This window comes from Fibrella aquatilis, from assembly GCF_017353255.1.
In the GTDB taxonomy this organism is placed as follows: domain Bacteria; phylum Bacteroidota; class Bacteroidia; order Cytophagales; family Spirosomataceae; genus Fibrella; species Fibrella aquatilis.
The window spans coordinates 40,013-52,136 of record NZ_JAFMYU010000033.1 but is presented as its reverse complement, the minus strand read 5'-3'; the positions used below and the strand labels follow the sequence as shown (position 1 = coordinate 52,136).

The window sequence follows — 12,124 nt, the reverse complement described above, 5'->3', positions numbered from 1 at the left end:
TATAAATATGAATACTCTACCGACTATTGACAGATGTATTGCGTACTTTTGTTGCAGTTTTACTTATATAAATCATCTATGAACAACTTGTACGAAAAGATGGCAAGTCGCCCGTTAAAGCGGCTGCTGTGGCTTTTTTGCCTGCTCACCGTGGGTCAACTAGCCAATGCTCAATCCCCCACCCGTTACGTGCTGAAGGGCCGCGTGTTGGACGACAACAGGCAGGGGCTGCCCGGCACTACGATTGTGCTGGTGGGTACCAGCGTGGGGGCCACCTCCGACGCCGAGGGTAACTACACTCTGCCTGTAACGCGCAAAGCCGGTCCGGCCACGGTGGCGTTCACGGCCATTGGCTATGAAACGTTGCGGCAGGACGTCACCTTTGGCGCCGATGAAGTCGTCACGCTGAACGTGAACATGGTGGCGGCTGCCACCAACCTCGATGAAGTGGTCGTAACAGGCTCAACCCTGTCGGCACCCAAGCGTGAACTGGGCAACGCCATCAGCACAGTGCGGGCGCAGGACATCGTACAGTCGGGGTCGGGCAACCTCATCAACTCGTTGCAGGGCAAGGTGCCCGGTGCCCAGATCACCCAAAACTCCGGCGATCCGGCGGGTGGCATCACCATCCGGCTGCGGGGTATCAAGTCGCTGGCGGGTTCGTCTGATCCGCTGTATGTCATTGACGGTGTAATTGTTAGCAATGCCAGTACCAACGTGTCGCAACTGGCGCTGGCTGGCGACGTAGGTAACTCGAACGTGGGGCAGAACCGCCTCTCAGACATTAACCCCGATGATATTGCCACCCTCAACGTGATCAACGGCGCGGCGGCAGCGGCGCAGTACGGGTCGCGGGCTGCCAACGGCGTGGTCATCATTACCACCAAGCGCGGCCAGGCTGGCAAGCCCACGGTAACGTTTTCGACATCGTTCAACAGCAACGAACTCCGCAAGGGCGTGCCTGTGAACACCTACGGCAAGCAGTTTGGCTTTCCGGCGTTACGCCTCTACACCATCGGGGCTGTGTCGGCAGCGCAGATTACGGCCAACCCCGGCACCACCGTCACCACGCCCGGCATCTTCCGCGACGGCACCTTCACCAACCTGGCCACTAACCTGGTGGATGTGACACGCTACAACTACTTCGACCAGATTTTCCAGACGGGCACGGGTACCGATAATAACCTGTCGGTCAACGGCGGTACAGACAACACGCAGTACTATGTGTCGGGGGGGTATTTGCAGAATCAGGGTATTATTAAGGGTACCAACTTCACCCGTTATAGCCTCCGCGCCCGCGTGGATCAGCGGCTAGCAAGCTGGGCTAAGGTGTCGGTGGGTCTGAGCTACGCCAACAGTTTGTCGGACGAAAAAGCGAACGGCAACGTGTTCTACAGCCCCATCAACGCGGTCAACATCACCAACAACATCTACGACATCACCAAGCGCGATGCCGCCGGGAACCTGCTGGCCGTGGAACCCACCCGCGTAAACCCCCTGTCGACGATTGAAGACATGAAGTTTTCGCAGCAGATCAGCCGCACCATTGGTAGCGTGCAGTTGAACCTGACGCCGTTCAAAGGTCTTTCGGTCGATTATATTGCCGGGATAGATACCTATTCGCAGTTTGGCAAAAACTACATCCGGCCCTATCCCTATCAGGCCGTGGCTGGTTTGCCCGCCGCCCGGTATCCGGGTGGGTATGCCGCCAACGCTACCAACGTGGTAGCGCAGTTCAACAACGACCTGAACGTTTCATACACGGCTCAACTACTTGAAAGCCTGAAACTTAGTGCTGTTGCGGGCTACAGCTACCAGTATTTCCAGTCGGACTATACGCAGCTGAACAGCCAGAACCTGGCGCCGTTTATTGAGACCGTCAACGGCGGTACCAGCACTACCTACGGCCTGGGCTACGGGCTGGACCGGTACGCGCTGAGCGGGTTGTTTGGGCAGGCTACGCTGGGCTTCAAAAACTTTGCTTTCCTGACCGGGGCCATCCGCCGCGACCAGTCGAGCAAGTTCTCGCCCACGCAAACTAACCAGTACTACCCTAAAGTGAGCGGTTCGCTGGTGGTGTCGGATATGAGTTTCTGGAAGACATTGTTCAACGGCAATGATTTCAATAGCCTGAAGCTCCGGGCCAGCTACGGCGAGGCAGGTAACCTATCGGGTATTGGGTCCTATGCCCGGTTCTACCAGTTCAATCCGGCAGCCTACCTGGGCCGGAACACCATTGTGCCCGGCACCCAACTGGCCAACCCCGATGTGCAACCCGAACGGATGGCTGAACTGGAAGCAGGCGTAGATGTAGGTTTTCTGAACGGGAAAATCAACCTGGGCTTCACAACCTACCAGCAGCAGATCAGCAACCTGATCGTGAACCGCACCCTGGCTCCGTCGGCGGGGGGGACGAGTATCGTAAACAACGTGGGCGCGATGCAAAACACGGGTTTTGAAGTGGTGCTGGATGTAAACCCAATCAAAACGGCTGACTTCAACTGGGATTTTACGGTGATCTACAACCAGAACCGCAACAAAGTGACCGACCTGGGCGGTCTTACGGTACTCGACGTGGGCGCCGAAGGTACGTCGGGCGCACCGGTGCGGTTGCTGCTGAATCAGCCCGTGGGTGTGTTCTTTGGAACGGGCTATGCACGCAACCCGGATGGCTCCCTGTTGCTCTCGCCGTCGGGCTTTCCGATGTCAGAAAGGGCTACTACGGCCAATACGGGCACGATTGAGTTTACGCCCGCCCGCGCTGCCGATGGCAAAGTAGACGTGACCAAGCCCCTGGCCAACATCATCATTGGCAACCCGAACCCGAAATGGACCGGCTCGTTCAGCACCAATTTGTCCTACAAAAAGCTGAACCTCCACGTGCTGCTCGACGCCGTGCAGGGCCTCGACGTGTTCAACGCCGACAAACGTACCCGGCAGGGTGTGGGCCTGGGCGATTACGCCGAGCGCGAACTCCGCGGCGAGTTGCCACGCGGCTATATTTTCGGCATCTACAACACACAAGAATTTCGCGTCGATCCGGGTTCATATACCAAACTGCGCGAGGTGTCGCTGAGCTACGCCCTGCCGCAGTTCACGCCCGCCATCAAACGCCTGAGCGTGGGTTTGGTTGGCCGCAACCTCTATTCGTGGGATAACTACACCGGCTTCGACCCCGAAACCAACGCGGGCGGCAACAACGACCTCATCCGCGGCGTCGACTTCGGCAACGTCCCCATTCCCCGCACGTACCAACTGAAACTGACGGCAACATTTTAAGCACATGAAAAAAATCATTATTTCCGCCTTGTCGCTGGTGTTGCTGTCGCAGATGGCTTGCCAGACGCCAGAATATTTGAACCCCAGCACCATCAGTCAGTCGCAGGCCGTTAGTTCGCCCGACGGGCTGATAACGCTCTGCAACGGCCTCCAATTTCGGTACAGCACCGGCGGGGCGCTTAGCATTTTATATAACGCCACGGCCGGTGCCGGGCTGACTACCCGCGAGCTAAGTGTGCTCAACGTGGGTAACATTGAAGAAGCCAACCTGGCCACGGGTGGCGGCAACGTTAACAACGGCAACGGCGTGGTGCGTAACCTATGGACCCAAAGCCAGTTGGTGCGCGCCAACGCCGAGCTGATTCTGGCCAACACCGCCGTGACCGACAACGACCCTGGCACCAAAAGTGGCATTGTGGGCTATGCGGCCATTTTCAAGGCGCTGTCACTAGGTACGCTGGCGCAGTTTTTCGAGCAGGCACCCATCACCACGGGCACCAACGCGCCGTTTGTACCCCGTATACAGGTGTTGCAGGAGGCCATCCGTACGCTCGAAGCAGCCGCCACGCAGTTAGCTGCCGCGCCGGTGTCGGCCAACTTTACGGGCAAAATTGTGCCTGGCATCGACATTCCGAACACGATACAGGCGCTCATTGCCCGCTATGCCCTACTGGCCGGTGATAATGACAAGGCCCTGGCCGCCGCCGCTAAAGTAGTGCTGACGAGCAAGTCGGTCTTTAACTTCGACGACCTCACCCGCAACCCCTTGTTCGAGGCCACGTTTGGTAACCTCAACAACTACCAGCCCACCAACGCCAGCCTCGGCCTCACGGGTGCCCTGGCTCCCGACCCCGCCGATAAGCGGCTGGCGTTTCTGACCAAAGTGAGCAGTAACACGGCCGTGTCGCCGGTGGTGGCGTCGGCTTACTACACGGCTAACAACGCAGCGGTGCCGGTCTATCTGCCGGGCGAAATGGGCCTGATTCGGGCGGAGGCGTTTGCCCGTAAGGGTGATTTGGCCAATGCCATTGTCGAGCTAAACAAGGTGCGCACCAAGACCGCCGCTCAGGATGCCTTCGGGCTGGGGGCTGGCCTGCCCGCCTACGCACCCTCAGGCGATACGCCCGTCACTGCCGATGGTGTTTTGCTGGAGATCTACAAAAACCGACTGGTGGAACTGGCATTCCAGGGCTTCCGGCTGGAAGACAGTCGCCGGTTTAACCGCCCCGGTCCGGGTGCTACGGGTGCCGAACGCAACCGCAATTTCTTTCCCTACCCCCGCACCGAGCGCGACAACAACGCCAGCACCCCGGCAGATCCGGGGGTGTAGGGGTTGAGTTTAACGTTTAACGTCCAAGGTCTAAAGTTGCTTCGCGGGCTACCTCACCCCCAGCCCCTCTCCTTTAGAGAGGGGAGCCGCACTACAGCAGATTCGCCAGCTATTAAAGTAAGCGAAGCTACGCCGAAGCGGCTCCCCTCTCTAAAGGAGAGGGGCTGGGGGTGAGGTAGCCCGCGAAGCAACTTTAGACCTTGGACGTTAAACGTTAAACTCAACTTCCCCGTACCTTGCAGCTTCTACAAACGCTGCCCATTATGACTATCGCACTCGGCTCGGACCACGCCGGTTTTGCCTATAAAGAACTCGTCAAAGCGCACCTCAGTGAAGGGGGACATACCGTTGTCGACAAAGGCACGTTCTCCACTGACCCCGTCGATTACCCTGATTTCATCCGTCCCGCCGCGCAGGCCGTACTAGACGGTGAAGCCGAACGGGCCATTGTGTTTGGTGGCTCTGGCAACGGTGAGGCCATGACGGCCAACCGCCTCAAGGGCATCCGCTGTGGCTTGTGCTGGAGCGAAGAAACCGCCCGCCTCACCCGCCAGCACAACGACGCCAATGTGCTCTCGATGGGTGCCCGCATGATTCCCGAAGACCTGGCCCTGCGCATCGTCGATATCTTCCTCGAAACACCGTTTGAGGGAGGAAGGCACGTGGCGAGGATTGCGAAGTTAGACGAATGAAAAATGTAAAATGAAGAATGTAAAATGCGGTCCGACGGGTCGGCTTCGCGCTAGAATGTCAGAGTGCGGAGCCGACCCGTCGGACCGCATTTTACATTCTTCATTTTACATTTTTCATTAAAAAAATACCCCCATGCCCACATCCTTCTACTCCCCCCGCGACTTACGCTTTCACCTCTACGAGGTTATTAAGGCGCAGAATCTGAGTCAGTTACCACACTTTACCGACCATGATCGGGATTCGTTTGATATGGTGCTGGAAGCGGCGGGCCAGATTGGTGAGACGTTGCTGCGACCGCTACTAACGGTAATGGACCGCGAAGAACCCCAACTGGTAGACGGTAAAATTCGGGTGCACCCGCAGCTACGGGCCATTATCAAGCGCTTCGGCGACGATGGCTGGATCAACGCGCCGTTCAGCTATGACGAAGGCGGGCAGCAGCTCCCGGCCACCATCATGAACGCGGCCACGTTTATCTTCGGCGCAGCCAACTACTCATCTAGCGTGTTTCCGTTTCTGACGTCGGGCGCGGCCAACTTGTTGCGGTCGTTTGGCTCGCCGGAACTGGTGGCTATGTTTACGCCGAAGATGTACAGTGGCGAATGGCAGGGTACGATGGCCCTCACCGAACCCGACGCCGGTAGTTCGCTTTCTGACATTACCACCAGCGCCGAACCCACCGATAATGAAGGTGAGTACCGCATCCGGGGTCAGAAAATCTACATCTCGGCGGGTGACCATGATGCCTGCGACAACGTGGTGCACCTCATGCTAGCCAAGATCAAAGGAGGCCCTCCCGGTGCCAAAGGCATTTCCCTCTTCGCCGTTCCGCAGAAGCGCCTTGAGTCCAATGTTCAACGTCCAGCATCCAACGTCCTCGTCGACAACGACGTACAGACGGCGGGGGTGTACCACAAGATGGGCTATAAGGGCGCTCCCATTGCCCACCTTATGGTTGGCTCTGGCGACGGGACCATCGGCTACCTTGTGGGCGAACCGCATCAGGGGCTGCGCTACATGTTTCAGATGATGAACGAGGCCCGCGTGGGCGTGGGCATGAACGCCGTCTCTATTGGCACCGCCGCCTACTACGCCTCGCTCCAATATGCCCGCGAACGCCCTCAGGGCCGCCCCATGGCCGAAAAAAGTGCGGGCAGTCCGCAAGTGCCCATCATTCGCCATGCCGACGTGCGCCGGATGCTGCTGTTTCAGAAGTCGGTGCTGGAAGGATCGCTGGGATTGTTGTTGCAATGCAGCTACTACGCCGACCTGGCTCATGCGGGCGAGGGCGAAACCGCCCAACACGCGGCCCTGCTGCTGGATTTGCTCACGCCCGTGGCCAAATCGTACCCGTCGGAGATGGGGTGCCTGACCACAAGCGCGGCGGTGCAGATTCTGGGCGGGGCGGGCTACACGACCGATTTTCCGGTGGAACAGTTCTACCGCGAAGCCCGCATTCACCCCATCCACGAAGGCACCACGGGCATTCATGGGCTGGATCTGCTGGGCCGAAAAGTGACACTGCATGGCGGAAAGGGCGTTCAACTGCTCATTGCCGACATGCAGCGGGCCATCGCTGAGGCCGCCGTTCATCCCGAATTAGCGCCCCTGGCTAATCAGCTGACCGAAGCCATTGGCCGCCTTACTAAGGTCACTACCCACCTGCTGGGCCTTGCCGCCGACCCCAACGCTTTTTTGGCCGACGCTACGCTGTACCTGGAGTTTTTTGGCATTGTGACCCTGGCCTGGCAATGGCTCCGGCAGGCTACCGTAGCTCAGCTTGCCCTGCCCACCGCCCAGGGCAACGACATCGCCTTCTACCACGGCAAGCTGATGACCGCCCGCTACTTCTACGACTACGAACTGGTGAAAACCCTGTCCTTAGCCCACCGCCTCCAGTCCGACAGCCGCGTTACCCTGGAGATGCAAAGCGACTGGTTTTGAGGGGGCGTGTCGTGGGAGGTTGCTGCCGCCTGGCCCTTCGACTAGGCCGGTCCGCCGGTGCGGTCCCCGACAAGCTCAGGGTGACAACAACCTTGAATCAAGCTAGGATACTTTCTTATTTCCCTGTCACCCTGAGCTTGTCGAAGGCCCGCGCGGCAGCAACCTATAACGCGAAGCCAACCAACGCGGAGCCACACGCAACAACAGCCTACAACGCATAAAAAACGTCTGTGCGTCGTCGCACAGACGTTTTTTATGCGTTGACTATCAGTACACTAGTACCTCAGTTCCGTGATTGTGTGATGGTGGCGGTGTTGCCGATACCGATCTGGCTGACGCTGGCGATGTTGGCTACGTAGGGGGCACTGCTGCCTGAATTCTGCGTCACGGTCAGCGTGTTGTCGTTGCCCTGCTGGATGGCAAAATCACCGGTGAGGCCTTTAATCACGTTGTAGTCGCCGCGCTGGCTGAGCGTACCCGTGTTGCCATTGCCTACCTGCGACAGTTTGGCCGTATTGTAGCTGTATTCCTGCGTAATAGTAGCCGTGTTGTTTTCCGATAACGTGGCACCAGCACCCTGTTTGATGTAGGCCACGTTACGCGACCCCGCCGTGGTGAGCAGATCCTGTGTAATGGTGGCCGTGTTGCCTGTGCCTGAAGTACTGCCACCATACACCTGATCAATATTGGCTTTGTTGAGAGAGCCGTTCTGCGTAATGCTGGCCACGCCGTAATAATCATTGTCTTGATTAATGGTGGCCTGGCTTGAGGTACCTAACTGTAGTATGCTGGCTTGCTCATATCGGCTACCGTTCGATTGGGTGATTGTACCCTCGTTATCACCTCGCCGTTGCTCTACAGAGGCCATACTCTCCCTTGTATTCGTCTGCGAAATCGTTGCCGTTGACCCCAATCCGCCAATTTGCAGCACCGTGGCTTCGTTGTCGTAGCTGCTATTATTTTGGGTGATAAAGGCATCGTTGCTACTGGCTGTCTGCGTCACCGTGGCCGTGTTGCGACGGCTGAAATTTTGCTGTACTATCACGGCGCGGTCATCATTTACCCCCGCACTGGCCGTTCCCTGAAAGATGTTGGCCGTGTTGTTGTTTGACGTGCTGCTCTGGTCAATAGACGTCTGGCGGTTGTTGTCTCCATACTGGGTTATCTCACCAAAGTTGGCGTAGCTGGTGTTGCTCTGGTTGATGTAGGTAGTCACGTTGCCGTTCCCCTGCTGATAGATGCCCGCCCAGTTGCCCTTGGCCGCGATCACCGCCGCCGCTGAGGTGGCTCCTGTTACCTGCACCGCTGCCGTTGCCAGTGCCCCGCTGTTATTGCTCTGGGTGATGGTTGCTTCGTTGCCGGTGCCGCCACCCACCTGCGTCACATACCCCCGGTTCGAGTTCGAGCCATCTTTCTGATTAACGGCGGCGTAGTTGCCCGCCGCGCCGGTGCTTTGCTGACGCGTGGCGGCATAGCTGCCGTAGTTGGTTGCCGTTCCTTTGTCCTGCGTAATAAACGACTGGAGGTAGCTGCCCGTTTGCAGTTGGGTGGCCGTTTGGGCGTTACCGTTCTGGTTGAGGGTGGCGGTGTTGGTTTGGGCTAGGCCCGCTGTGGCAAAGGCGATCATCGCGGTGCCAGTAAGTACTACATTTTTCATGGTTGAAAACCGATTAGATGAAACAAGTGGATTAAGGTTACAAGGGGTGGCCGTTACGCCGTTTTGGTCAGATACTGAGTCAAAAGTAGCCGTGCCCAGGAGGCAGTGCCGGACAAAGGGGGTGAGCAACGCCCTGTGGTAAGTGAATTGGCGCGTTTCGGGAGGGAATGAATCCAGACCCCTATTGAGGCAGGCCATAGGCTCGGTTGAGAGCCATAAAAAAAGGCACCGCCATGGCGGTGCCTTTTCAGGGTTAGGGCAATAATTTGGTCAGTTATCGGTGCAAAAAGTGGCGCATAAAGTCGTCTTTGCAACTCCGGCTTAGGGGGATCAACTGCGGCCCAATGCTCACTTCCACGTCGTTAAACGACTCCACCGAATTGATGTTGATGGCGTAGGACCGGTGAATACGCACAAGCCACGGCTGACTGATGCGTTCCAGAATGCTGCTCAGCGTAAGCCGGAGAATGTACTTCCGCCCCGTGGTAACGAGTTTGGTGTAGGTGTTGTCGGCTTCCAGGTACAGCAGATCGTTCATGTCGATCCGAATAAACTGGTAGTTCTGCTTGATATACAGGTAGTTATTGATCTGAAGCAGGGTTTCGCGGCCGGTGCCATCACGTTCGGCGGCGGGTGGCGGGGTGCGCATGGTGGCGTTATGAATAGCCAGTTCAATGGCCGTGCGCAGGCTGGGCAATTGGTAGGGTTTGTTGAGGTAAGCCGCCGGGTAGGTTTGCTTGGCCCGTTCCAGCGTATCGCTGTCGGTGAGGGCGGTCAGGTAAATCACCGGTACGGGGCGTTCGGCCGTTAAATGGCGCACGGTTTCGATGCCGTCCCAGTCGCCTTTGATCATGATGTCGCACAGGACCAGGTCAACGGGCCGAGTGCGAAACAGATCGAGCGCCTTGTGGCCGTTGGTGGCTACGCCTACCACGCAATAGCCCTCTTCTTCCAGGCTGTCAGACAGGTCCATAGCCAGAATAGGCTCATCTTCTACTACCAAAATGTGCATTCGTTCGGCCGTTTTCATACCGCTACAGGGGCATAGTGTGATTGATTGGTAGAAGGTAAAGCGTTGGCTGTTAGTCGAATGTGTTGAATGGACAACCGGAACAGCGTACCATTTTGCCTGAGCCACTCGCCCTGGCCATCTAGTTGCTCACTAAGCGATGCAATGAGGCGCTTGCCAAACGACCGCGAACCGGTTGGCTGCCCGTTGGTGAGGTCAATGCCCGGCCCGTTGTCCTGCACTTCCAGCGTCATGCCTGACCCACTCAGGCCTTCGCTGCGGCGCAGGTCAATGCGGAGTAGGGGGTGTGGGCTGTCGTCGTAGGCATATTTGAAGGCGTTGGTAGCCAGTTCGTTGACAATTAACCCTAACGGAATGGCCACGTCGACATCTAATTCGGGTAGATCTACGTTCAGTTGCAGGTCGAATGAGTCAGGCTGATACCCGTAGGCCCTGATTAAACTGGCGGCCAGGTCGGTGAGGTACTCGGTCATGTTGACGGTGGTGAGCTGATCGGTCTGGTAGAGCCGCTGGTGAATGAGCGACATGGCCTCTACGCGCTGCTGTCCCACCCGCACCGCCTGGATGGCCTTCTCATCGTCAAGCCGGTTCGACTGGAGTTTCAGCAGGCTCGACACAATGGCGAGGTTGTTTTTCACCCGGTGGTGTAGCTCTTTCATCAGCACCCGCAACTGATCCGACTGGCTGACCAACTGCTCACTGTTGGCCGTGATGATGCCGTTTTGCACCGACAGGCGGCGGTTTGTCCGGCGAATAACAACATACAACCCCATCAGGCTACCTGCCAGCAGCAGTAGTAGCACTAGTCCCCCCGTCATGTATCTGATCTGCCGGGTGCGCTGTTGATTTTGCCCGTCGAGTATAGCAATCTGATGCACTTTCTTCTGCGTGTCATACTTAGCCTGCACACTCGCCACTGCCCGCGTCTTAGCCACCTCAGCAATGGCCCTAATCTGGGCTACGCGGCGGCTCTCTTCTGCCTGAATAGCCACAATCTCCTTTGCCTTCTGCGCCTCTATCCGAGCAATTTCCTGTGTCTTAGCCAGTTCCAGATTAGCCTTAATTGTAGCCAGGGCGTTGGCCTGCTGCACGGCATAGCGTCCCTCAAGCTGGGCGATGGTCCAGGTTTTGGTGATGTTGACCAGCGAATCTTCAATCTGCTTGTGGATGATCGAGGCCGCGTAGGCTTTGTCGTAATGGCCTGCACCGGCATAGCTTTTGGCCAATATGCCGTAGGTGGAAGCCGTCAGGGGTGCGTCTTTGGCTTTCTTGCTAAACGCCACGGCCTTTTCGGCACAACGAACGGCCATGTCGGGTTGCCCAAGGCCGTTATAGGCGGTGGCCAGGTTCCGGTAATTATGGGCCAGACTGCTGGTTTTCTGGAGCGATTCATTAATAGCCAGCGCTTTTTCGAGGTAGGTGATGGCCTGTTTGTGCAGCCCCTCTACGCTGTAGTTTTTGCCCAGGTTGTTGTAAAGAATGCGGGCATCTTCGGGTGTTACCTCGGTATTGTCGATACGGGCCAGTCCTTTGAAAAAGCACTCACGGCCTTGTCTGTAGTCACCCAGATCTTCATAAATAATGCCCAGATTGATGTAGTTACCACGCAACTGCTGCGTGGCTTTAAAGCGCTGGTTGATGGCGATAGCCTGCTGAATGTAGGCCAGCCCCTGCCGGGTATATGCCTGTACACCCTGACTGTCACCCATCATTTTGTACAGTAACCCCAGGCTCTGGTAAATTTTAGCCACCGCTTTCTGGTTGCCTACTTTGGTATAGCAGGCAATAGCGGTCTGACAGTAGGTCAGGGCGTCTTCATACAGGCCCCGGTGCATAGCCACTACGGCGCTAAGCCGGTTGTAGTCGCCCAAGCCCAGCTGGTCGTTGCGGCGCACGCAGAGTGGCTGCATCCGTTTCAAATACAGCGTGGCCGAGTCGGGGAGGTTCTGTTTGTAGAACGCGTTGGCGATGTCGTAGTAAATATGAGCACGGGTGGTGTCGGCCAACCGGTGCGTCAGGCTTGTTTTCAGACTATCGATCAACCGCGATTGTGCTGTTGCTGACAATGCCGAAAGTGTAAATAACATAACGCCCGTGAAAACGTGTCGATACAACGTCATGGGTTAAGTCGAAAGAGGTTGTCAGTGATAAAGCGCGTTGGTCTGCTGGTATTGCCGGGCCTGTACAGGTA

7 protein-coding genes are annotated in these 12,124 nt (G+C 57.1%); 4 read left to right on the top strand and 3 right to left on the bottom strand.

What is annotated here, in order from left to right; translation table 11 throughout:
* The first annotated feature begins 78 nt into the window (after positions 1-78).
* The 4 genes from J2I48_RS26395 to J2I48_RS26380 all read left to right on the top strand — a co-directional run bounded on the left by J2I48_RS26395 (position 79) and on the right by J2I48_RS26380 (position 7,246).
* Positions 79-3,279, top strand: coding sequence for a SusC/RagA family TonB-linked outer membrane protein (locus J2I48_RS26395; protein WP_229376811.1), 3,201 nt, complete (start codon positions 79-81; stop codon positions 3,277-3,279).
* Between the two features lie 4 nt (positions 3,280-3,283).
* Positions 3,284-4,609, top strand: coding sequence for a RagB/SusD family nutrient uptake outer membrane protein (locus tag J2I48_RS26390; protein WP_207338533.1), 1,326 nt, complete (start codon positions 3,284-3,286; stop codon positions 4,607-4,609).
* A 263-nt stretch (positions 4,610-4,872) separates the two neighbouring features.
* Positions 4,873-5,301 carry a ribose 5-phosphate isomerase B gene (gene rpiB, locus J2I48_RS26385; RefSeq protein ID WP_207338532.1) on the top strand — a complete coding sequence of 143 codons (429 nt, stop codon included), beginning with the start codon at positions 4,873-4,875 and terminating at the stop codon, positions 5,299-5,301.
* Between the two features lie 133 nt (positions 5,302-5,434).
* Positions 5,435-7,246 carry an acyl-CoA dehydrogenase gene (locus tag J2I48_RS26380; protein ID WP_207338531.1) on the top strand — a complete coding sequence of 604 codons (1,812 nt, stop codon included), beginning with the start codon at positions 5,435-5,437 and terminating at the stop codon, positions 7,244-7,246.
* Between the two features lie 283 nt (positions 7,247-7,529).
* On the opposite strand, the gene J2I48_RS26375 is transcribed toward J2I48_RS26380, so the two are convergent.
* The 3 genes from J2I48_RS26375 to J2I48_RS26365 all read right to left on the bottom strand — a co-directional run bounded on the left by J2I48_RS26375 (position 7,530) and on the right by J2I48_RS26365 (position 12,053).
* Positions 7,530-8,903, bottom strand: coding sequence for a hypothetical protein (locus J2I48_RS26375; RefSeq protein ID WP_207338530.1), 1,374 nt, complete (start codon positions 8,901-8,903; stop codon positions 7,530-7,532).
* Positions 8,904-9,177: 274 nt separating this feature from the next.
* On the bottom strand, positions 9,178-9,933 hold the full coding sequence (locus J2I48_RS26370; RefSeq protein WP_207338529.1) for a response regulator: 756 nt from the start codon (positions 9,931-9,933) through the stop codon (positions 9,178-9,180).
* The gene (locus tag J2I48_RS26365) at positions 9,930-12,053 is read right to left on the bottom strand and encodes a tetratricopeptide repeat protein (protein ID WP_207338528.1); all 2,124 of its coding nucleotides are present in this window, start codon (positions 12,051-12,053) and stop codon (positions 9,930-9,932) included. The genes J2I48_RS26370 and J2I48_RS26365 overlap by 4 nt, the downstream gene beginning before the upstream one ends.
* Positions 12,054-12,124 lie beyond the last annotated feature (71 nt).